This is a genomic window from Rivibacter subsaxonicus, assembly GCF_004217215.1.
GTDB classification, from domain to species: domain Bacteria; phylum Pseudomonadota; class Gammaproteobacteria; order Burkholderiales; family Burkholderiaceae_C; genus Rivibacter; species Rivibacter subsaxonicus.
Window position 1 is genome coordinate 33,070 of the sequence record NZ_SHKP01000009.1, and the last position, 22,056, is coordinate 55,125.

General features: G+C 69.6%; 21 protein-coding genes. 20 read left to right on the forward strand and 1 reads right to left on the reverse strand.

Features of this window, described 5'->3' with window-relative positions:
• Nucleotides 1-32 precede the first annotated feature (32 nt).
• Nucleotides 33-830 (reverse strand): outer membrane protein assembly factor BamD, encoded by a 798-nt coding sequence (locus EV670_RS17390; protein ID WP_130434656.1) that lies wholly within the window; start codon nucleotides 828-830, stop codon nucleotides 33-35.
• 110 nt (nucleotides 831-940) lie between these two features.
• Here EV670_RS17390 and EV670_RS17395 point away from each other — a divergent pair, with 110 nt between their 5' ends.
• From EV670_RS17395 to EV670_RS17490, 20 genes are all read left to right on the forward strand, one after another.
• The gene (locus tag EV670_RS17395) at nucleotides 941-1,972 is read left to right on the forward strand and encodes an RluA family pseudouridine synthase (RefSeq protein ID WP_130434526.1); all 1,032 of its coding nucleotides are present in this window, start codon (nucleotides 941-943) and stop codon (nucleotides 1,970-1,972) included.
• 315 nt (nucleotides 1,973-2,287) lie between these two features.
• Nucleotides 2,288-2,944 carry an SMC-Scp complex subunit ScpB gene (gene scpB, locus EV670_RS17400; RefSeq protein ID WP_423213593.1) on the forward strand — a complete coding sequence of 219 codons (657 nt, stop codon included), beginning with the start codon at nucleotides 2,288-2,290 and terminating at the stop codon, nucleotides 2,942-2,944.
• Complete coding sequence (locus EV670_RS17405) at nucleotides 2,941-5,052, forward strand: pseudouridine synthase (RefSeq protein ID WP_242617032.1); 2,112 nt, start codon at nucleotides 2,941-2,943, stop codon at nucleotides 5,050-5,052. The genes scpB and EV670_RS17405 overlap by 4 nt, the downstream gene beginning before the upstream one ends.
• A gap of 82 nt (nucleotides 5,053-5,134) precedes the next feature.
• The gene (ndk, locus tag EV670_RS17410) at nucleotides 5,135-5,560 is read left to right on the forward strand and encodes a nucleoside-diphosphate kinase (RefSeq protein ID WP_130434530.1); all 426 of its coding nucleotides are present in this window, start codon (nucleotides 5,135-5,137) and stop codon (nucleotides 5,558-5,560) included.
• Between the two features lie 47 nt (nucleotides 5,561-5,607).
• Nucleotides 5,608-6,837, forward strand: coding sequence for a dual-specificity RNA methyltransferase RlmN (rlmN, locus tag EV670_RS17415; protein ID WP_130434533.1), 1,230 nt, complete (start codon nucleotides 5,608-5,610; stop codon nucleotides 6,835-6,837).
• On the forward strand, nucleotides 6,834-7,667 hold the full coding sequence (gene pilW, locus EV670_RS17420) for a type IV pilus biogenesis/stability protein PilW (RefSeq protein WP_130434535.1): 834 nt from the start codon (nucleotides 6,834-6,836) through the stop codon (nucleotides 7,665-7,667). Before rlmN ends, pilW begins: the two co-directional genes overlap by 4 nt.
• Before the next feature lies 1 nt (nucleotide 7,668).
• Nucleotides 7,669-8,586: a helix-turn-helix domain-containing protein gene (locus EV670_RS18950; RefSeq protein WP_130434660.1), complete on the forward strand. Its 918-nt coding sequence runs from the start codon at nucleotides 7,669-7,671 to the stop codon at nucleotides 8,584-8,586.
• Entirely contained in the window at nucleotides 8,583-10,028 is a 1,446-nt protein-coding gene (gene ispG, locus EV670_RS17430) for a flavodoxin-dependent (E)-4-hydroxy-3-methylbut-2-enyl-diphosphate synthase (protein WP_242617033.1), read from the forward strand. The genes EV670_RS18950 and ispG overlap by 4 nt, the downstream gene beginning before the upstream one ends.
• A gap of 42 nt (nucleotides 10,029-10,070) precedes the next feature.
• A complete protein-coding gene (gene hisS / locus EV670_RS17435) occupies nucleotides 10,071-11,387 on the forward strand; it encodes a histidine--tRNA ligase (protein ID WP_130434537.1) in 1,317 nt (438 codons plus the stop codon).
• Between the two features lie 53 nt (nucleotides 11,388-11,440).
• On the forward strand, nucleotides 11,441-12,127 hold the full coding sequence (locus EV670_RS17440; RefSeq protein WP_130434539.1) for a YfgM family protein: 687 nt from the start codon (nucleotides 11,441-11,443) through the stop codon (nucleotides 12,125-12,127).
• On the forward strand, nucleotides 12,124-13,254 hold the full coding sequence (gene bamB / locus EV670_RS17445; RefSeq protein WP_242617034.1) for an outer membrane protein assembly factor BamB: 1,131 nt from the start codon (nucleotides 12,124-12,126) through the stop codon (nucleotides 13,252-13,254). The genes EV670_RS17440 and bamB overlap by 4 nt, the downstream gene beginning before the upstream one ends.
• Nucleotides 13,255-13,293: 39 nt before the next feature.
• On the forward strand, nucleotides 13,294-14,640 hold the full coding sequence (gene der, locus EV670_RS17450) for a ribosome biogenesis GTPase Der (protein WP_130434541.1): 1,347 nt from the start codon (nucleotides 13,294-13,296) through the stop codon (nucleotides 14,638-14,640).
• Between the two features lie 68 nt (nucleotides 14,641-14,708).
• Complete coding sequence (gene hfq, locus EV670_RS17455; protein WP_130434543.1) at nucleotides 14,709-14,957, forward strand: RNA chaperone Hfq; 249 nt, start codon at nucleotides 14,709-14,711, stop codon at nucleotides 14,955-14,957.
• A gap of 49 nt (nucleotides 14,958-15,006) precedes the next feature.
• A complete protein-coding gene (gene hflX, locus EV670_RS17460) occupies nucleotides 15,007-16,290 on the forward strand; it encodes a GTPase HflX (protein WP_242617035.1) in 1,284 nt (427 codons plus the stop codon).
• A gap of 2 nt (nucleotides 16,291-16,292) precedes the next feature.
• Nucleotides 16,293-17,615 (forward strand): FtsH protease activity modulator HflK, encoded by a 1,323-nt coding sequence (gene hflK / locus EV670_RS17465; protein WP_242617036.1) that lies wholly within the window; start codon nucleotides 16,293-16,295, stop codon nucleotides 17,613-17,615.
• A gap of 26 nt (nucleotides 17,616-17,641) precedes the next feature.
• On the forward strand, nucleotides 17,642-18,526 hold the full coding sequence (hflC, locus tag EV670_RS17470; RefSeq protein WP_130434545.1) for a protease modulator HflC: 885 nt from the start codon (nucleotides 17,642-17,644) through the stop codon (nucleotides 18,524-18,526).
• 44 nt (nucleotides 18,527-18,570) lie between these two features.
• Nucleotides 18,571-18,759 (forward strand): DUF2065 domain-containing protein, encoded by a 189-nt coding sequence (locus tag EV670_RS17475; RefSeq protein WP_130434547.1) that lies wholly within the window; start codon nucleotides 18,571-18,573, stop codon nucleotides 18,757-18,759.
• A gap of 90 nt (nucleotides 18,760-18,849) precedes the next feature.
• Nucleotides 18,850-20,016, forward strand: coding sequence for an ATP phosphoribosyltransferase regulatory subunit (locus EV670_RS17480; protein WP_130434549.1), 1,167 nt, complete (start codon nucleotides 18,850-18,852; stop codon nucleotides 20,014-20,016).
• 47 nt (nucleotides 20,017-20,063) lie between these two features.
• Nucleotides 20,064-21,401 (forward strand): adenylosuccinate synthase, encoded by a 1,338-nt coding sequence (locus EV670_RS17485; protein ID WP_130434551.1) that lies wholly within the window; start codon nucleotides 20,064-20,066, stop codon nucleotides 21,399-21,401.
• 27 nt (nucleotides 21,402-21,428) lie between these two features.
• Nucleotides 21,429-21,950, forward strand: a complete 522-nt coding sequence (locus EV670_RS17490) for a phosphoribosyltransferase (protein WP_130434553.1) — start codon at nucleotides 21,429-21,431, stop codon at nucleotides 21,948-21,950.
• The last annotated feature ends 106 nt before the right edge of the window (nucleotides 21,951-22,056 follow it).

Below are 22,056 nucleotides of genomic sequence, written 5' to 3' on the forward strand. Positions count from 1 at the left end.
GGGCCCCGTGCACGAGTCGTCCGTCGCGTCGTCTACCAGACCTGCCACCACGGCTTGGAGGTGGCGCGGGCGGCGAAACCTTCCTTGACGTAGCGCGATTCCGGGAAGTTCTGCAGCAGCACGCGCTGCGCGTCGTCACGCAGCTGTGGCAGACCGAGCTTGTCGTAGCTCAGGGTCATGATGTAGAGCGCTTCCTCGGTGGCCGGTGCCTGCGAGAACTCCTGCAGCGTGTTCTTGGCCCGGTTTGCCGCCGCCACGTAGGCGCCGCGCGTGTAGTAGTAGCGCGCCACGTGAACCTCGTACTGGGCCAGCGAGTTCACGATGTAGTTCATGCGCAGCGTCGCGTCGGCTGCGTACTTCGAGGCCGGGAACTGCGTGACCAGTTGCCTGAACGACTGGTACGAGTCGCGCGAGGCCTGCTGGTCGCGCTCGCTCATGTCCTGGCGCGCGAGCGATCCGAGCAGGCCGAGGTTCTCGTTGAAGTTGATCAGGCCTTGCAGGTAGTAGGCGTAGTCGAGGCCGGGGCTCGAGGGGTTGAGCTTGATGAAGCGCTCGATCGTGGCCAGCGCCGCGGCCTTCTCGCCGGCCCGGTGCTGGGCGTAGGCCAGTTCGAGCGCGGCCTGCTGCGCCATCGGCGTGCCGGCGGCACGCGCCTCGAGCTTCTCGAAGAGCTTGGATGCACGCTCCCAGTTGCCCGACGAGGCTTCCTCGCGCGCCTCTTCATACAATTTGGCGGTGGCCATGCCCGACGTGTCATCCTTGGTGCCGCAGGCACCCAGCAGGGCCGCCGCCACCAGGCCCAGGGCCATTGCGGCGAGCCGCGTCCACATGCCGCGGGGCTCGCCCGCATTCCAACGCTCAGCCATCTGTTCTCTCTTCGCCCGGGCACCGGTCCCGATGATTCGCCTGAACTGCCTGTCCGAAGGCAGTGCCGAAGTATATGAGCCGCCCACGACCTGTTCCGCACCCCGACCCGCACGCTGACGCCGACGCCGAGCCGAGTCCGGCCCTCGACGCCGAGGAAGTCACGGCCGATCCCGGCGAGGACGAGGCCTGCGAGTCGCGCTCCGGCGTGGTCGGCAGCGATGCCAAGCTCGGCGAGCGCCTCGACAAGTGGCTGACCCGGCTGGCGCCGGAGTTCTCGCGCAACTACCTGCAGCAGCTCATCGAGGCGGGCGAGGTGCAGGTCAACGCGAGCGTGCAGCGCAGTGCCTCGCGCAAGGTCGCACCGGGCCAGCGCATCGAGCTGCGCCTGGTACCGACGCCGCAGAGCCGGGCCTTCGTCGCCGAGCCGATGGCGCTCGCCATCGTGTTCGAGGACGCGCATCTGCTGGTGGTCGACAAGGCGGCCGGGCTGGTGGTGCACCCGGCCGCCGGCCACTGGTCGGGCACGCTGCTCAACGGGCTGCTCGCGCACCATGCCGGCGCCGCCAGCCTGCCGCGCGCCGGCATCGTGCACCGGCTCGACAAGGACACCAGCGGCCTGATGGTGGTCGGCAAGACGCTGGAGGCGGTGACCGCGCTGACGCGTGCGATCGCCGCGCGCGAGGTCGGGCGCGAGTACCTGGCGATCGCGCACGGCGTGCCGCGCGAGCAGAGCTTCAGCATCGAGGCACCGATCGGGCGCGATCCGGTCTCGCGCGTGCGCATGGCGGTGGTGGTCGGCGGCAAGCCGGCGCGCACCGACGTCGAGTGCCTGGCGGCGGCCGGTGCCTTCAGCCTGCTGCGCTGCCGGCTGCACACCGGGCGCACGCACCAGATCCGGGTCCACCTGGCCTCGCGCGGCCATGCGCTGGTGGCCGATCCGGTCTATGGCGGCGCGTCGGCCCTCGGCCTGCAGCGGCAGGCTCTTCACGCGCGCCGGCTGGCCTTCGTGCATCCGATCGGCGGCCAGGCGATGCGCTTCGAGGCCGCGCCGCCGCCGGACCTGGCCGCGGCCTGCACGGCGCTCGCGCCGGGTGTCAATTGCTGAGCGCGGCGCGGCCCTGCCGTCGCGTGCCGGCTACAATGCGCAACAGCCGGGATAGCAAACCGGCTCGCACTGCATGACGATTGCAAGGCTGACGCGCCGGGAACGAGGCGGCGTCGGCGGGGTGGGCGAGGCGATTGGCCCGTCCGGGTTGCCGAGTACGGCGACTCCGCAGACCCCTTCGAGATCCCGTTCCTGATTGGACCCGCCCGCCGCGTGATGCGCGGGCCAGACCCGGACTCAATGAATACACAGGATGCAAAGCGCGTCCTCGAGACCGCGCTCATTTGCGCGCAGCAGCCCCTGCCGCTGCGCGAGATGCGCACCTTGTTCGCCGACCAGCTGGCACCGGACACCATCCGCGGCCTGCTCGACGAACTCGTGCGCGACTGGGAAGACCGTGGTGTCGAGTTGGTGGCGCTGGCCGGAGGCTGGCGCTTCCAGAGCCGACCCGAGTTGCGCGAGTTCCTCGACCGGCTCAACCCCGAGAAGCCGCCGAAGTACAGCCGCGCCACGCTCGAGACGCTGGCGATCATGGCCTACCGCCAGCCGGTGACGCGCGGCGACATCGAGGACATCCGCGGCGTCACCGTCAGCAGCCAGATCATCAAGCAGCTCGAGGACCGCGGCTGGGTCGAGGTGATCGGCCATCGCGAGGCGCCGGGTCGACCGGCGCTGTTCGCCACCACCCGCCAGTTTCTCGACGACCTTGGCCTGGCCTCGCTAGACCAGTTGCCGGCGCTCGAAGGCGATGCCGCCGGCGGCATGGCGGCGTTTGCCGAAGCGCTGCCGGCCCAGGCCTCGCTGCTCGAAGCCGATGCCGCAGGCGCGGCGCAGGACGGCGTCGCGGCCGAACTGCCGGCGGACGACCAGCCCGATACCGATCTCACGGCCGAAACCGACGTCAGCGTCGTGCCGGCACCTCTTCCCGAACCGGAGCCCAGCCTCGCGCTGGATGCGCCCCCGCAAGCATGAACAGCACCAACGACCCGTCCGACATCGCGGCCATGCCGCCGGCAGCCGACGCCGCCCCCGAAGCCTCCGCCGAGGCCGTGACGGTCGACAAGCCCGTCAAGCGTCGCAGCCGCAAGGTGGTGGCGGCCGAGGCGGCCACCGACGACGCGGCGCCGACCGAGGCGCAACCCGCTGCCGCGCAGGCCGATGCCGATGAGCAGGCCCCCAAGCGGGCTCCGCGTCGGCGCAAGGCGCCGGTGGCGGCTGAATCGGCGAGCGTCGAGGCCGTCGAGGTCGATCCCGGGGCGCCCGCTGCTGCGCAGGAGGCTTGGGTCGCCACCACCGGCGAAGCCAACGCGTCCGAGTCGTCGGCAGATGGTGCCGGCGCGGAGGCCGGTGGCGAGCGACGCGGGCGCAATCGTCGCCGCGGCCGTGATCGCGATCGCGAGCCGCGCGCCGCTGCCGAGGGCGGCGGTGAAGTGGTACGCCCTGCGCCCGTCGAACTGGCCGCCGAGCGTTTCGCCGAGGTGCTGTCGGCCGACTGGGACAGCGAGCCGGTGGCCGAGGAGGCCGCGCCCGACGTGCTCAGCGGCAAGCGCGTGCTGCGGCCCGAGCCGGAGGCGCCCAAGCTGCACAAGGTGCTGGCGCAGTCGGGCATCGGCTCGCGGCGCGACATGGAGCAGATGATCGTCGACGGCCATGTCACGGTGAACGACGAGGTCGCGCACCTGGGGATGCGCATCACCTTCGGCGACCAGGTCCGGATCATGGGCAAGCCGGTGCGGGTGCGCATCGCGCCGCCGCCGGCACGCGTGCTGGCCTATCACAAGCCGACCGGCGAGGTCGTGAGCCTTAGCGATCCGGAAGGGCGCCCGACCGTGTTCCGCGCACTGCCCAAGCTCAACAGCGGCAAGTGGCAGTCGGTCGGCCGGCTCGACATCAACACCGAGGGCCTGTTGCTGTTCACCACCTCGGGTGAGCTGGCCAACCAGCTGATGCACCCGCGCTTCGGCGTCGAGCGCGAGTACGCGGTGCGCGTGCTCGGCACTCTCGAGCGCGAGCAGCGCGACAAGCTGCTGAGCGGCGTCGAGATCGACGGCCAGCCGGCGGCATTCAAGAGCATCGAGGACGGTGGCGGCGAGGGCGTCAACCACTGGTACCGGGTCGTGATCACCGAGGGCCGCAACCGCGAGGTGCGCAAGCTCTTCGACTCGGTCGGCATGGCGGTCAGCCGGCTGATCCGCATCCGCTACGGCAGCATGGTGCTGCCGCGGGGCCTCAAGCGCGGCCTGTGCGTCGAACTCGGCGAAGAGGACGTGCGTTCGCTGCGCCGGCTGGCGCAACCTGGCGGCGGCGGCCGGCCCCAGCCCGCCGGGGCTGCCGAGGACGGCGGCGCGGCGCAGGAGGAGCGCGGTCGCGGCCGGCGCGGTCGAGGTCGCGAGCGCGGTCCCGAGCGGCCGGTGGGCGAGGGTGCCGATCGGGGCGCCGATCGTGGTGAGCGCCCGCCGCGTCCGCCGCGGCCCGAGCGCCCGCAGCAGCGCGCACAGGAGCCGCGTTCGCAGGAGCCAGGCGCGCCGCGCCCGGAGCGTAGCGATGAAGGTTTCGACGAAGACTTCCGGCGCATTCCGAATCCGCTCGAACAGACCTTCGACCGCCGCTTTGCCAGCAGCGGCAAGCGCGGACCGTCACAGGGCTTCGGTCACAACGCCGCACATCGCAACGAAGACAACGTCGGGCCGGGCGGATCGATTCCGAACCCGCTCGAGCAGACCTTCGACCGTCGCTTTGCCAAGGGTTCGCAGCGAATCTCCTCCGGCTTCGGGCGTCCGCAAGAAGAGGGCAGCGACCAGGGCCAGGGCCCGCGCGGCGGTCCCAAGCAGCCCGACCCGATGAAGACCTCGGTCGGCTACATCGGTGCAGATGCCTACTTCAACAAGGTCGGTGGCAAGGGCCGCGGTGGCAACCGTGGTGGCCAGGGTGGCGGTGGCGGCGGTGGCGGCGGCGGTGGTGGACAGCGCGGCGGCGGTCAGCGCGGCTCGGGCCCGCGCGGTGCCGGCGGCGGTGGAAACCCCGGAGGCGGCGGCGGGGGTGGTCGCGGTGGTCGCGGTGGCGGCCAGCGCGGGCGCTGAGACAGCCATTGTCGGATGGTGGCGTCATCCTTGATTGGTACAATCACAGGCTTTGCCAAAACCCTGATTCCCGGAGAAGAACATGGCCGTTGAACGCACCCTGTCGATCATCAAGCCCGATGCCGTCGCGAAGAACGTGATCGGACAGATTTACGCCCGCTTCGAAGGCGCCGGCCTGAAGGTCGTGGCGGCCAAGATGGCTCACCTGTCGCGCGGCGAGGCCGAGGCCTTCTACGCGGTGCACAAGGCACGCCCCTTCTTCAACGATCTCGTCAGCTTCATGATCTCGGGCCCGGTGATGATCCAGGCGCTCGAGGGCGAGAACGCGATCGCGAAGAACCGCGAGCTGATGGGCGCGACCGACCCGAAGAAGGCCGAGAAGGGCACGATCCGCGCCGACTTCGCCGACAGCATCGATGCCAACGCGGTGCACGGCTCGGACGCGCCGGAGACCGCTGCCGTCGAGGTGGCATTCTTCTTCCCCGGCATGAACGTCTACAGCCGCTGATCCAGCCTGAGACAGGGGGCCGGCATGTCCGGCCTCCCACCCAAGACATGACCGCGGTCAACCTGCTCGACTTCGACCTCGACGCGCTGGCCGCCTACTGCGAACAGCTCGGCGAGAAGCGCTTTCGCGCGACGCAGCTGTTCCGCTGGATCCACCAGAAGGGCGCGCGCGACTTCGCGCAGATGTCCGACCTCGCCAAGTCGCTGCGCGACAAGCTCGCCGGCCGTGCGCAAATCCAGGCGCTTGCGATCATCAGCGAGCATGTCTCGGCCGACGGCACCGTCAAGTGGCTGTTCGATGTCGGCGGTGGCGACGCGGTCGAGACGGTCTTCATCCCCGAGGATGATCGTGGCACGCTGTGCATCTCCTCGCAGGCCGGCTGCGCGGTCGGCTGCCGCTTCTGCTCGACCGGCCACCAGGGCTTCAGCCGCAACCTGAGCACCGGCGAGATCCTGGCCCAGCTCTGGCATGCCGAGCATGCGCTGCGGGCGCGCCTGGGCACCGGCTCCGAGCGCGTCATCAGCAACGTCGTGATGATGGGCATGGGCGAGCCGCTGCAGAACTACTCGGCCCTGGTGCCGGCGCTGCGCGTGATGCTCGACGACCATGGCTACGGTCTGTCGCGGCGGCGGGTGACGGTCAGCACCTCGGGCGTAGTGCCGATGATCGACCGCCTGCGCGAGGACTGCCCGGTGGCGCTGGCCGTCTCGCTGCATGCGTCGAGCGACGCGCTGCGCGACGAACTGGTGCCGCTCAACCGCAAGTACCCGATCGCCGAGCTGCTGCAAGCCTGCCAGCGCTACCTCGAGGCGGCGCCGCGCGACTTCATCACCTTCGAGTACTGCATGCTCGACGGCGTCAACGACAGCGAGGCGCAGGCGCGCGAACTGCTGGCGCTGGTCGGCCCGCGCGGGCCGGCCGGGCGCGTGCCTTGCAAGTTCAACCTGATCCCGTTCAACCCCTTCCCGGCTTCGGGGCTGGTCCGCTCCAAGCCGGCCCAGGTGCAGGCCTTCGCGAAGGTGCTGATCGAAGGCGGGCTGGTGACCACGGTGCGCAAGACACGTGGCGACGACATCGACGCCGCCTGCGGCCAGCTGGCCGGCGAGGTGCAGGATCGCACGAACGCCGCCCGGCGCCTGGCCGGGGCGCGCGAGCGGGCGGTGCAGATACCGCTTGTAGCCGCGCCGTTGCAGACGCCGACCTCGAGCGCGAACACAATGATGGCCAGCAGCAGCCCGGCAGATCGACCGGGTGCCACAAGGGAGACACGTCGATGAGTTGTTGGGATACGGCCGTTGGGGCCTCGGGACAGGTACGGCGGGTGCTCGCCGGCATGGCGGCGGCGTTGCTGATGGGGGCGATCTACGTCGCACCGGCGCCCGTCGCGGCGCAGGACGGGCGCGAGCGCACCACCGCGTCGGACGAGAGCGATGTGCAGCGGCGCGCCCGCATCCGCATGGAGCTGGCGGCCAACTACTACGCCCAGGGTCAGATGACGACCGCGCTCGACGAGGTCAAGCAGGCTCTGCAGGCCGTGCCTGACCTGGCCGAGGGCTACAACCTGCGCGGCCTGATCTACGCAGTGCTCGGCGACGACAAGCTGGCCGACGAGAGCTTCCGGCGCGCCTTGCAGCTCAAGCCGCAGGACGGCGACACGCTGCACAACTACGGCTTCTTCAACTGCGAGCGGCGCCGCTACGCCGAGGCAGACGATCTGTTCAATCGCGCGCTGGCGGTACCGGGCTATCGCAGCGCCAGCCGCAGCCTGCTGCTCCAGGGCGTGTGCCAGGCGCGCAGCGGCAACCTCGAGCAGGCGGAGAAGACGCTGGTCAAGGCCTACGAGATGGACGCCGGCAATCCGGCGATCGCGATGAACCTGGCCGAGGTCCTGTACCGCCGGGGCGACTACGAGCGTGCGCGCTTCTACGTGCGGCGCGTCAACAACCAGGCCGAGCTGAAGAACGTCGAGTCGCTTTGGCTGGCGGCCCGCGTCGAGCGCAAGTTGGGCAACGATTCCGGCGCAAGGGAGCTTGGCACCCAGCTGCGCGAACGCTATCCGACCTCGCGCGAGGCTGCGGCATTCGAGCGAGGCGCCTTCGATGACTGAGATGTCTTCCTCGTCAGATCTGCGTGACGGCGCTGCGCCGCGCGCCGAGTCCGGCGCGGCGGTCAGCCCGGTGGCAACCGCCGGCGAGTTGCTGCGCGCCGCGCGCGAGAAACAAGGCCTGCATCTGGCCGCGCTGGCCGCCTCGCTGAAGGTCACGCCGCGCAAGCTCGAACTGCTCGAGGCCAACCGTTTCGACGAACTGCCCGACGCCACCTTCACCCGGGCCCTGGCGCTGAGTGTGTGCCGGGTGCTCAAGATCGACGCGACGCCGGTGCTGGTTCGGCTGCCGCAGACCGTCGAGCATGGACTCGAGCATGTTGCGCAAGGGCTGAATCAGCCTTTTCGTGACCGCTCTGCTCATCAAGAGGGTGCCGACTGGGGGCGCATTCTGAGCCTGCCGGTGATCGCGGCGGTGTTGCTGCTGATCGGTGCCGCAGTCGTCTACCTGATGCCGGAGCGGCCAATGGCGCTGGCCTCGCTGAGTTCCATCTGGTCTTCGGCATCGGTTGGCGAGGCGGCCTCGGCGGTAGTCGTGGCTCCGGGGCCGGCGCCGGCCGCGATGGTCACCGAGACCGTGGTGCCGACGCTCGACGTGGCGGCCTCGGCGGTGGCTCCAGCAGCCAGCGCGGTGACCGAGACCGTGTTCTCGGCGCCGCCGGTCAGCACCAGCGAAGCGGCGACCACCGCGCTGGTGGAACTGCGGGCATCAGGCGCGTCGTGGGTCGAGATCCGCGATCGCGGCGGCCGTGCGCTGTTGTCGCGCACGCTCAACGCCGGCGAGACCATCGGCGTCGACGGCGCGCTGCCGTTGAAGCTGGTGATCGGCAATGCCGACGTCATGCAGCTGAGCTTTCGCGGCCAGCCGGTGCCGCTGGGCGCCGCCACCAAGGACAACGTGGCGCGACTGGAGTTGAAATGAAGCCCCCAAGCTCACTGCGTTCGCTGCCACTCGCAGAGCTCGTGGCGCTCGAGCCGTCCGAACCCGCGCAGGCGGGTTCGGAGCCGCGGCTCGTCGCCCCGCCCGAGGGGACGCCCGGCGGTTTCGGGCGGCCGGGCACCGCCGGTGTGAGCATCGATCCGGCAGTGCTGCAGGCCCTGGCCAACGAGCCGATCGGAGGCAGCCGGCCGGCTGCCCGCCGCAGCCGCCAGGCACGCGTGGCCTGGGGCTCGAATGTCGTGACGGTCGGTGGCGATGCGCCGGTGCGCGTGCAGTCGATGACCAACACCGACACGGTCGACGTGATCGAGACCGCGATCCAGTGCAAGGAGCTGGCGCAGGCCGGCTCCGAGATGGTGCGCATCACGGTCAACACGCCCGAGGCAGCGGCGGCCGTGCCGGCGATCCGCGAGCAACTCGACCGGATGGGCGTCGACGTGCCGCTGATCGGCGACTTCCACTACAACGGCCATCGCCTGCTGAGCGAGTTTCCGGCCTGCGCGGCCGCACTCAGCAAGTACCGCATCAACCCCGGCAACGTCGGCAAGGGCGACAAGCGCGATCGCCAGTTCGCGATGATGATCGAAGCCGCGCTGCGGCACGACAAGCCGGTGCGCATCGGCGTCAACTGGGGCAGCCTCGACCAGGAACTGCTGGCCGCGCTGATGGACGCCAACGCGCAGCGTCGCGAGCCCTGGGACGCCAAGCAGGTGATGTACCAGGCGCTGGTGCAGTCGGCGCTCGATTCGGCCTCGTATGCGGTCGAGCTCGGCATGGATCCGGCGCAGGTGATCCTGTCCTGCAAGGTCAGCGGCGTGCAGGACCTGGTGAGCGTCTACCGTGGTTTGTCCGCGCGTTGCGATCACCCGCTGCACCTGGGCCTGACCGAGGCCGGCATGGGCACCAAGGGCACGGTGGCGTCCGCCACCGCGCTGGCGCTGCTGCTGCAGGAGGGCATCGGCGACACGATCCGCGTGAGCCTGACGCCGCAGCCGGGCGAGGCGCGCACGCAGGAGGTGGTGGTCGCCACCGAGATCCTGCAGTCGCTCGGCCTGCGCGCCTTCAATCCCAGCGTGACAGCGTGTCCCGGCTGCGGCCGCACCACCAGCACCACCTTCCAGGAACTCTCCAAGCAGATCGACGACTTCCTGCGCTCGCAGATGCCGGTCTGGAAGCTCAGGTACCCGGGCGTCGAGAACCTGCGTGTCGCGGTGATGGGCTGCATCGTCAACGGTCCCGGCGAGAGCAAGCATGCCGACATCGGCATCAGCCTGCCCGGCACCGGCGAGGCGCCGGCGGCGCCGGTCTACATCGACGGCGAGAAGGCCGTGACGCTGCGCGGCGAAGGCATCGCGGCCGAGTTCCACAAGCTGGTCGAGGACTACATCGAGCGCCGCTTCGGCGCCTCGGTTCCCTCGCACTGAGCGGACGCGGGCCGCCAGCGGCCCCAACAACCCTGAATTTCCATGGCTGAGAAGATCCAGGCCGTCAAAGGCATGAACGACCTGCTGCCGCCCGATTCGGCGGCGTGGGAGTGGTTCGACGAAGCGGTGCGGCGCGTGATGCGCCGCCACGGCTACCAGTTCATCCGCACGCCGATCGTCGAGCCGACGGCGCTGTTCGTGCGCGGGCTCGGCGAGGTCACCGACATCGTCGAGAAGGAGATGTACTCCTTCGAGGACAGCATGAACGGCGACCGCCTCACGCTGCGGCCCGAGGGCACCGCTGGCGTGGTGCGCGCGGTGACCGAGCACAACCTGCTCTACGAGGGCGGCAAGCGGCTCTGGTACGCCGGCCCGATGTTCCGCCACGAGCGGCCGCAGAAGGGCCGCTATCGCCAGTTCCACCAGGTCGGTGCCGAGGTGATGGGCCACGCCGGCCCCGACGTCGATGCCGAGCTGATCCTGCTGCTGCGCGCGCTCTGGCGCGAACTCGGTCTGGTGGTCGGCGAGGGCGATGGCGCTTACCTGCGGCTCGAGCTCAACAGCCTGGGCGAGGTGGCCGAGCGTCAGGCGCACCGCGCCGCGCTGGTGGCGCACTTCGAGGCGCACGCGTCGCTGCTCGACGAGGATGCACGCCGCCGCCTGCACAGCAATCCGCTGCGCATCCTCGATACCAAGAATCCGGCGATGCAGCCCGTGGTCGAGGCGGCGCCGAAGCTGATCGACTTCCTCGGCGAGGCCTCGCTCGCGCACTTCAACGCGGTGCGCGCGGTGCTCGACGCGGCCGGCCTGCCTTACCGCGTCAACCCGCGCCTGGTGCGCGGCATGGACTACTACAACCTCACCGTCTTCGAGTGGGTCACCGAGCGGCTCGGCGCCCAGGGCACGGTCTGCGGCGGTGGCCGCTATGACGGCCTGGTCGAACAGCTCGGCGGCAAGCCGGCCCCGGGCGTGGGCTTCGGCATCGGTGTCGAACGCCTGATGCTGCTGCTGGCGGAGGCCGGGCTGCTGCCGGCGCCGCCGGCGCCCGACGCCTACGCCGTCGTGACCGAGGCTGGCGCGCTGCCGCAGGTGCTGGTCGCGCTCGACGCGCTGCGGGCGGCCGGCGTGTCGGTGCTGCTGCATCCGCTGGGCGCGGGCGGCCCGGCGAGCATGAAGTCGCAGTTCAAGAAGGCGGACGCCAGCGGCGCCCGCTTCGCGCTGATCTTCGGTGCCGACGAGATCGCCCGGGGCCAGGTGGCGCTCAAGCCGCTGCGCGCCGGCGCCGACGCCGCGGCGGCGCAGGCCCTGAAGCCGCTCGCAGGCATCGCCGACTGGGCCGGCGAACTGCTCCCCGCATAATTCCGGCTTGCCGCATTGGCAGCCGATATCGCAATCCCTGATCGAATCCCCGCATGGCCACCCATCTCGACCTCGAAGAACAAGAACAGCTCGATTCGCTGAAAGCGTTCTGGAAGCAGTACGGCAACCTCATCACCTGGGTGCTGATCATTGTGCTCGGCGGCTTCGCGGCCTTCAACGGCTGGAACTGGTACCAGCGCGATCGTGCCTCCAAGGCCAGCGTGCTGTTCGACGAACTCGAGCGCGCCGCGCAGGCCGGCGATGCCGAGAGGTCGGGCCGGGTGTTTGCCGACATCAAGGCGCGCTACGCCGCGAGCGCCTTTGCCGAGCAGGCTGGCCTGCTGGCGGCCCGGGTCCAGGCCGAGCAGGGGCAACTCGATGCCTCCCGCGCCAGCCTCGACTGGGTGGTGGCCAATGCCGGCGAGGCCGAGTACCGCGCGATCGCGCAGATTCGCCTGGCCGGCCTGCTGCTCGACCAGAAGAAGTACGACGAGGCCCTGAAGGCGACCGAGGGGCTTGCCTCCGATCTGCCCAAGGCATTGCAGGCGCTGGCGGCTGACCGCCGCGGCGACATCCTGCTCGTGCTGGGCCGCGCCGACGAGGCCCGCGCCGCCTACCAGCAGGCCTGGGACGCGATGGATCCGACGCTCGACTATCGCAACCTGATCGACGCCAAGCTGGGCGCGCTCGGCGCGCCGGCGGCCGCCGCATCGGCACCGGCCACGGGAGCCTCGCGTTGAGCGCGGCCCGCGCACGCGGCTTGGCGGCGGCGCTGTTCGCGTCGGTGCTGGCGCTGGCCGGCTGCGCCAGCAGCAACCGGCCGGACCCGACGCCGCTCAAGAGCTTCACCCCGCAGATCGCCGGCAAGGAAGTCTGGCGCGCCTCGATCGGCACGCTCAAGTTTCCGCTGCGGATCGAGGCCGGCGCCGACCGCTTCACCTTGTCGCAGAGCGATGGCACCGTGATCGCGCTGGCGCGTGACGGTGGCAAGGAACTGTGGCGCGCCGAGGCCGGCGGCTCACCGTCGGCCGGGGTCGGCTCCGACGGTCGCTTCACGGCACTGGTCACGACCAGCAACGAACTGGTCGTGCTCGATGGCACCAAGGCTGCGTGGCGCACGCGCCTGAACTCGCGCGTCGTGACACCGCCGCTGGTGGCGGGCGAGCGCGTGTTCGTGCTCTCGGTCGATCGCGCGGTGCAGGCCTTCGATGCGGCCGATGGCCGCCCGTTGTGGACCTTCAGGCGCCCCGGCGGCGACCCGCTGACGCTGCTGCAGCCGGGCGTGCTGATGGCCTGGGGCGATACGCTGGTGGCCGGGCAGGGCCCGCGCATGGTGGGCATCGACCCGCTGCTCGGCTCGTTGCGCTGGGACACGGCGGTCGCCTCGCCGCGCGGCACCAACGAGGTCGAGCGCCTGGCCGATCTGGTGGCACCCGCGGTGAAGGTCGGCGACATGGTCTGCGCGCGCGCCTTCCAGAGCGCGGTCGGTTGCGTCGCGGCCGAGCGCGGCGTGTTGAACTGGACCAAGAACGTCGGTGGCACCGAAGGCATCGCTGCCGATGCCGACTATGTGTTCGGCGCCGACGCCAGCGATCGCATCACCGCCTGGCGGCGCGCCTCCGGCGAGGTGGCGTGGAACAACGACCAGTTGCTCTACCGCGGCCTGTCGGCACCGCTGGCGGTGGGCCGCACGGTGATCTTCGGCGACAGCGAGGGCTACGTGCACTTCCTCGACCGCACCAACGGCACCGTGCTGCTGCGCCTGCCGACCGACGGCAAGGCGATCGTCAGCGCGCCGGTGGCCAGCGGCACCACGATCCTGGTCGTGACCTCGGGCGGCGGTGTCTACGCCTTCCGCCCAGAGTAGGCAGAACCTCTTGCCAGTCAGCAACCAGAACGGGCCCCGATGAAACCGGTGATCGCACTCGTCGGCCGCCCCAACGTGGGCAAGTCGACGCTCTTCAACCGGCTCACCAAGAGCCGCGACGCGATCGTGGCCGACTTTGCCGGTCTCACCCGCGATCGCCACTACGGCGACGGCAAGCTCGGCGCGCACGAGTTCATCGTCATCGACACCGGCGGCTTCGAGCCCACGGCCGAAACCGGCATCATCAAGGAGATGGCCAAGCAGACGCGCCAGGCGGTGGCCGAGGCCGACGCGGTGATCTTCGTGGTCGACGTGCGCGGGGGCTTGAGCGCGCAGGACCACGACATCGCCAGCTACCTGCGCACTTCGGGCAAGAAGGTGGTGCTGGCCGCCAACAAGGCCGAAGGCATGCAGGAGTCGCCGCTGCTGGGCGAGTTCTACGAGCTCGGCCTGGGCGAGCCGCACCCGATCTCGTCGGCGCACGGACAGGGCATCCGCAGCCTGGTCGAACTCGCGCTTGACGGACTGCTGCCGCAGGACGAGCCGGAGGATGAACTGGCCGACGGCAGCGAGGATCGCCCGATCCGCCTGGCGGTGGCCGGCCGCCCCAACGTCGGCAAGAGCACGTTGATCAACACCTGGCTCGGCGAGGAGCGCCTGGTCGCCTTCGACATGCCGGGCACCACGCGCGACGCGATCTCGGTGCCCTTCGAGCGCAACGGCCAGCGCTTCCAGCTGATCGACACCGCCGGTCTGCGCCGCAAGGGCAAGGTCTTCGAGGCGATCGAGAAGTTCTCGGTGGTCAAGACGCTGCAGGCGATCTCGGACGCCAACGTCGTGGTGCTGCTGGTCGACGCCCAGGAAGGCGTGTCCGAACAGGACGCCCACATCGCCGGCTACATCCTCGATGCCGGCCGCGCGGTGGTGATCGCGATCAACAAGTGGGACGCGATCGACAGCTACCAGCGCGAGATGCTCGAGCGTTCGATCGAGTCGCGGCTGGCCTTCCTGAAGTTCGCGCCGGTGCTGCACATCTCGGCGCTCAAGCGCCAGGGGCTGGGTCCGCTATGGCAGGCGATCGGCGATGCCTGGGCTTCGGCCACCAAGAAGATGCCGACCCCGCAGCTGACGCGCGTCCTGCTCGAGGCCGTGCAGTTCCAGCAGCCCAAGCGGGCCGGCGCCTTCCGCCCCAAGCTGCGCTATGCGCATCAGGGCGGCCAGAATCCGCCGCTGGTGGTGATCCACGGCAACGCGCTCGATCACATCACCGACGCCTACAAGCGCTTCCTCGAGGGGCGCTTCCGCGCCCATTTCAAGCTCAGCGGCACGCCGATGCGCATCGAACTGCGCAGCTCGAAGAACCCCTTTGCAGAGGGTGACTCGTAGTCGCCGCGGCGAAGAGTGTCGCGCGTGTGATACCTTTCGCCGAACTCTCTTCCAACACGGAGCATATCGTGAGCAACAAAGGGCAACTCCTACAAGACCCGTTCCTGAACCTGCTGCGCAAGGAGCATGTTCCGGTCTCGATCTACCTCGTCAACGGCATCAAGCTGCAGGGGCAGATCGAATCCTTTGACCAGTACGTGGTCCTGCTGCGCAACACCGTCACCCAGATGGTCTACAAGCACGCGATCTCGACTGTCGTACCGGGCCGCGCCGTGAACTTCCACGCCAGCGAACCGGTCGAAGGCGGCACCCCCTGAGGACTGGCGCTGCCGGTGCGCCCGCACCGGCAGCACCGCGTACGCCACCTTGAGCATTGCCCCGAACCCGGCCGATCAGGCCCGTACCGTGCTGGTCGGCGTCGACCTCGGCCCCGGGAGTTCTTTCGATCCGACGCTAGACGAACTGGCGTTGCTGGCCGAATCGGCCGGCGACACGCCGGTGGCGCGACTGACCGCGCGCCGCAAGGCGCCCGACGCCGCGCTCTTCGTCGGTTCCGGCAAGGCCGACGAGATCAAGGCGCTGGTCGCCGCCACGCAGGCCCACGGCGTGATCTTCGATCAGGCGCTATCGCCGGCGCAGCAGCGCAACCTCGAGCGCCACCTCGGTGTCGAGGTGCTCGACCGCATCGGCCTGATCCTCGAGATCTTCGGTGCCCGCGCCCAGAGCGCCGAAGGCAAGTTGCAGGTCGAACTGGCCCGGCTGCGCTACCTGAGCACCCGCCTGGTGCGACGCTGGAGCCATCTCGAGCGCCAGCGCGGCGGCGTCGGTCATCGCGGTGGTCCTGGCGAGCGCCAGATCGAACTCGACAAGCGCATGATCGGCGAGCGCATCAAGCAGCTCAAGGGTCGCCTGGTCAAGCTCAAGCGTCAGCGCGGCACCCAGCGCAAGGCGCGAGAGCGCCAGGGCACCTTCCGCGTCTCGCTGGTCGGCTACACCAACGCCGGCAAGAGCACGCTGTTCAATGCGCTGGTCAAGGCGCGCGCCTACGCCGCCGACCAGCTCTTCGCCACGCTCGACACCACCACTCGCCAGCTCTACCTGGAGGACGTGCAGACCTCGGTCAGCCTGTCCGATACCGTGGGCTTCATCCGCGACCTGCCGCACTCGCTGGTCGAGGCCTTCGAGGCCACGCTGCAGGAGGCGGTCGACGCGGACCTGCTGCTGCACGTGATCGACGCCTCGAGCCCGGTGCTCACCGAGCAGATGGCCGAGGTGCAGCGGGTGCTGGCCGAGATCGGCGCCGATGGCATCGGCCAGGTGCTGGTCTACAACAAGAGCGACCTGCTACCGGCCGACCAGCGACCGCGCGCGGCGCTCGACGTGCTCGAACTCGAGGGCGGCGTGCGGGTGCCGCGCGTGTTCCTCAGTGCGCTGACCGCCGAAGGCCTCCCGGCGCTGCGCGGCCTGCTTGCCATGGCCGCTGCAGGCCGGCTCGAACAGGCACTGGATGGCGGCGAACTGACACCGAATGCCGTTGCCGCCTCTTGTGACCTGGCTGCGGCGCCCCCACTTTGTACCCCGACCCTGCCGGATCAAGCGCCGATCGCCACGCTGCGCACCGGCACCAACGACAGCCACCTCCGATCATGACCATGCCCGACCCCGCCGTGGCCCTGCCGCCCGAGCCTTTCCCGCCGATGGCCCGCATCGGCGCGCTCGCCCGTGCCGCCGCTGCCTTGACTGCGGGGCTGATCCGCCGGTTGCGCCCGGGACGCGACTCGCTGGTGCTCAACAGCGGCGGCCGCAACGACGGCCCCCCCGACCTCGACGAACTCTGGCGCGACTTCAACCGCAAGCTCAGCGGCCTGTTCGGCGGTGGCGGCAAGGGCGAGGGGCCGCGTGGCGGCAACGAGCAGAGCCCGCAGCCTGACATGAAGAGCGCCGGCATCGGCCTCGGCGTGATCGGGCTGGTGGTGCTGCTGATCTGGGCTGGCAGCGGCTTCTTCATCGTCCAGGAAGGCCAGCAGGGCGTGATCTTGTCCTTCGGCCGCTACAACCGCACGGTCGACGCAGGCATCCAGTGGCGCGCGCCTTATCCCTTCCAGAGTCACGAGGTGGTCAACTTCACCCAGCTGCGCTCGGTCGAGATCGGTCGCTCGGCGACGGTGCAGTCGACCGGCCTGCGCGACTCCTCGATGCTGACCCAGGACGAGAACATCGTCGACATCCGCTTCACGGTTCAGTACCGGCTCAAGGACTCGCGCGACTTCCTGTTCGAGAACCGCAACCCGGACGAGGCCGTGGTGCTGGCTGCCGAGTCGGCCGTGCGCGAGATCGTCGGCCGCAGCGACATGAACTCGGTGCTCTACGAGCGGCGCGACGAACTCGCGGTGGAGCTTTCGAAGTCGCTCCAGACCCAGATCGACCGACTGCGATCGGGCATCCTGGTCACCAATGTCAATGTGCAGAGCGTGCAGCCCCCGGAGGCGGTGCAGGCCGCCTTCGACGACGCCGTCAAGGCCACGGCCGACCGCCAGCGCTTCCAGAACGAAGGCCAGGCCTACGCCAACGACGTGATTCCGCGCGCGCAGGGCACGGCGTCGCGACTGCGTGCGGAGTCCGAGGGCTACCGCGAACGCGTCGTCGCGCAGGCGGTCGGCGATGCCTCGCGCTTCAAGCAGGTGCTGGCCGAGTACCAGAAGGCACCCGTGGTCACACGCGACCGCCTCTACGTGGACACCATGCGCGAGGTCTACAGCAACGTCAGCAAGGTCATGATCGACGTACGCAACAACTCGAACCTGCTCTACCTGCCGCTGGACAAGCTGATCCAGGCCACCGGCGCCGGCACGCCGGTGACGGTGGCACCGGCGGCTCCCGAGAGCGTGCCGAGTCCGAGCGCGCCGGCCGCCGCGGCCGCGGCCGACGCGCGCTCGCGCGACAACCAGCGCGGTCGCGACCGCGAGGGCCGCTGAGCCGGCGCCGACAGGAGAACAACAACATGAACAAGATCGGCATGATCGTTGCAGGCGCGCTGCTCGCGCTGATGATTCTTGCGTCGACGCTCTACGTCGTCGACCAGCGGCAGTTCGCCGTGCTCTACCAGTTCGGCGAGATCAAGCAAGTGATCGACAAGCCTGGCCTGCAGTTCAAGGCGCCGCCTCCGCTGCAGAACGTGGTGTTCCTCGACAAGCGCATCCAGAGCCTGGACAGCCCCGACAGCAAGCCCGTCTTCACCGCCGAGAAGAAGAGCCTGGTGATCGACTGGCTGGTGAAGTGGCGCATCACCGACCCGCGCCAGTTCATCCGCAACAACGGCACCGACATCCGCAACGCCGAAACCCGGCTCAGCCCGATCGTGCAGGCCGCGCTCAACGAAGAGGTGACGCGGCGCAACGTGCAGGCGGTGCTGTCGGGCGAGCGCGAGAAGATCATGCAGGGCGTGATCCAGCGCGTCAGCGCCGATGCCAAGAGCTTCGGCATCGAGATCGTCGACATGCGCATCAAGCGGGTCGACTTCGTCTCCAACATCACCGACTCGGTCTACCGGCGCATGCAGTCGGAGCGCCAGCGCGTGGCCAACGAACTGCGCTCGACCGGCCAGGCCGAGGGCGAGAAGATCCGCGCCGATGCCGACCGCCAGCGTGAGGTCATCGTCGCCGAGGCCTTCCGCGAGGCGCAAAAGGTCAAGGGCGAGGGCGACGCCAAGGCCAGCGCGATCTATGCCGAGTCCTTCGGCCGCGACCCGGCCTTCGCCCAGTTCTACCGAAGCCTCGAGTCGTACCGCTCGGTATTCCGCAGCAAGAGCGACATCGTCGTCGTCCAGCCCGACAACGAGTTCTTCAAGGCGATGAACGGCAGCGCCGCGCCGGCGCCGCGCAAGTGAAGCTCCGGCGCTGACGGTTCGCGAATTCGGGCCCGGACACGCCGATGAGCGAGATCCTGTGGAGCGCGTTCGCGCTGGTACTGGTGATCGAGGGCCTGCTGCCCTTCTTCAGCCCGCGCCTGTGGCGGCAGGTGTTCGAGCAGGCGCTGCAACTCAGCGATGGCCAGTTGCGCTTCATCGGCCTGAGCAGCATGCTGCTCGGCCTGCTCGTGCTGGTCTTCGTCGCAGCCTGAGCCCGGTTCCGCGGCGCGCGGCCTGCGTCGCCGGTGAGGCTGACGCTTGGCCGCCCGTACAATGGTTCTTTAACCCGGCTTGTCTGCTTCATGACGTCTGCTTGGCTGCTGCCCGAGCACATTGCCGATGTGCTGCCGTCCGAGGCACGACGCATCGAAGAACTGCGTCGCTCGCTGCTCGACGCGGCTCGCGCACATGGCTACGAACTGGTGATGCCGCCGCTGCTCGAGCACCTCGAGTCGCTGCTCACCGGTACCGGGACGGCGCTTGATCTGCGCACCTTCAAGTTGGTCGACCAGCTCAGCGGCCGTCTGGTCGGCGTGCGCGCCGACACCACGCCGCAGGTCGCGCGCATCGACGCCCACCTGCTCAATCGCGTCGGCCTGACCCGCCTTTGCTACTGCGGCCCGGTGCTGCATGCGCGTCCGGCGGCACCGCACGCCACGCGCGAGCCGCTGCAGTTCGGCGCCGAGCTCTACGGCCATGCCGGGCTCGAGGCCGATCTGGAGGTGCTCGATCTGGCGCTCGACAGCCTGCGTCGGGTCGGCGTGCAGAAGCTCGTGCTCGACCTGGCCGACGCACGCATCGTGCGTGGCCTGCTCGCCGGCGCGGTGCTCGACACCGCTCGGCTGGAGATGCTCTACGCGGCGCTCGCTGCCAAGGACGCGGCCGAGCTGAAGCAGATCACGGCGCCGCTCGGCGCCGAACTGCGTGACGGCCTGCGCGCGCTGCTGTCGCTGTACGGCGGCGACGAGGTGCTGGACGCGGCGCGGCGCCTGCTGCCGGCGCGACCGCTGATCACGGCGGCACTCGACGACCTGGCCCGGCTCGCGCAGCATGCTCGCGCCGCCCACCCGGAGATCGGCGTCGGCTACGACCTGTCCGACCTGTCCGGCTATGCCTACTACAGCGGCGCGCGTTTCGCGCTGTACGCGCAGGGCGCCAGTGACTCGCTGCTGCGCGGCGGACGCTATGACGAGGTCGGCGCCGCCTTCGGCCGCAACCGGCCCGCGGTGGGCTTCAGCACCGACCTCAAGCTGCTGGTGCAGCATGTTCGCGAAGATGGTCGCAAGCGCGCCGTGCTGGCGCCATGGACCGGCGAGGGCGGGGCGCTGCGCGATGCGGTGCGGGCGCTGCGCCAGCAGGGCGAGACGGTGGTCTGCGTGCTGCCGGGCCACGAGCACGAGGTGCAGGAATTCGATTGCGACCGCGAACTCGCACTGGTCGACGATCACTGGCTCGTGCGGCCGCGCTGAGACCGCGGCACCAAGCCTCATCAGGAACATTCAGAAAGCAGTTTGACATGAGCAGCAGCAACGCAGGCCGAGGCCGCAACGTGGTCGTCGTCGGCACCCAGTGGGGTGACGAAGGCAAGGGCAAGGTGGTCGACTGGCTGACCGACCACGCCAGTGCCGTGGTGCGCTTCCAGGGCGGCCACAACGCCGGCCACACGCTGGTGATCAACGGCAAGAAGACCGCGCTGCAGCTGATCCCGTCGGGCGTGATGCGCACCGGCGTGCAGTGCTTCATCGGCAACGGCACGGTGGTCGATCCGACCCATCTGCTTGGCGAGATCGAACGCCTCGAGGCGGCCGGCCTGGACGTGCGCTCGCGCCTGTTCATCAGCGAGAGCTGCCCGTTGATCCTGCCCTTCCACAACGAGCTCGATCGTGCCCGCGAGGCGCAGCGCGAGAGTTCCGGCGCCGGCAAGATCGGCACCACCGGCAAGGGCATCGGGCCGGCCTACGAGGACAAGATCGCGCGCCGCGCGCTGCGCGCGCAGGACCTCAAGCATCCGCAGCGCTTTGCCGCCAAGCTGCGTGAACTGCTCGACCTGCACAACTTCGTGCTGCAGGGCTATCTCGGCGGCACGCCGCTGGCCTTCGAGCCGATCTTCGAGCTGGCGATGCGGGTGGCCGAGCAGATCAAGCCGATGCTGGCCGATGTCGGCGTGCGCATCGACGGCGTCAACCGCGCCGGCGGCAACGTGCTGTTCGAAGGCGCGCAGGGCACGCTGCTCGACATCGACCACGGCACCTACCCCTTCGTCACCTCCAGCAACTGCGTGGCCGGCAACGCCGCCGCCGGCTCGGGCGTCGGGCCGGACAAGCTGCACTACATCCTCGGCATCACCAAGGCCTACACCACGCGCGTCGGCTCGGGACCGTTCCCGACCGAGTTGCCGATGGACGAGCCGGGCACCGTCGGCCATCACCTCTCGACCGTCGGCCAGGAGCGCGGCACCGTGACCGGCCGCCCGCGCCGCTGCGGCTGGCTCGACGGCGCGGCGCTGAAGCGCTCGATCCTGATCAACGGCATCTCCGGCCTGTGCATCACCAAGCTCGACGTGCTCGACGGCCTGGCCGAGATCAAGATGTGCGTCGGCTACGAGCTCGACGGCCAGCGCACCGACATCCTGCCGCTCGACGCCGACGAGATCGTTCGCTGCAAGCCGATCTACGAGAGCTTCCCGGGCTGGACCGAGACCACCTTCGGCGTCACGCAGTGGGACGCGCTGCCGCTCAATGCGCGTCGCTACCTGGAGCGGGTGCAGGCCTTCATCGGCGCGCCGATCGACATGGTGTCGACCGGTCCCGACCGCGATCACACGATCCTGCTGCGTCATCCCTACCTGGGCTGAAGCCGGTCACGACACGGAGAAAGCAACATGCTCACCGACGACGGCAAGCACCTCTATGTGTCCTGGGACGAGTACCACCTGCTGACCGAGCGGCTGGCACTCAAGGTGCACCACTCAGGCTGGGCTTTCGACCAGATCCTGTGCCTGGCGCGTGGCGGCATGCGGCCCGGAGACATCCTCTCGCGGGTGTTCGACAAGCCGCTGGCGATCATGTCGACCAGTTCCTACCGCGACGACGGAGGCACGCTGCAGGGTCGCCTGGACATGGCCAAGTACATCACCATGCCCAAGGGCGAACTGGCCGGGCGTGTGCTGCTGGTCGACGACCTGGCCGACTCGGGCGTCACGCTCAGGGCGGTGGTCGAGCGGCTGCGCGGCATTCCGTCGATCGCCGAGCTGCGCTCGGCGGTGCTGTGGGTCAAGGGCGTGTCGAGCTACACGCCGGACTACTTCGTCGAGATGCTGCCGAGCAGCCCCTGGATCCATCAGCCCTTCGAGGACTACGACTCGCTGCGGCCCGAGGGTCTGGCCAGGAAGCTCGCGGTCTGAGGCTTGGTCGACAACTCTCGAGCCCCATCATGCGGCGCGCCTTGCGCGCCGCCGCATTCGATCTCTCGTCCGAGTCCGCTGCAAGCACACCGGGAAGCAAAAAGGG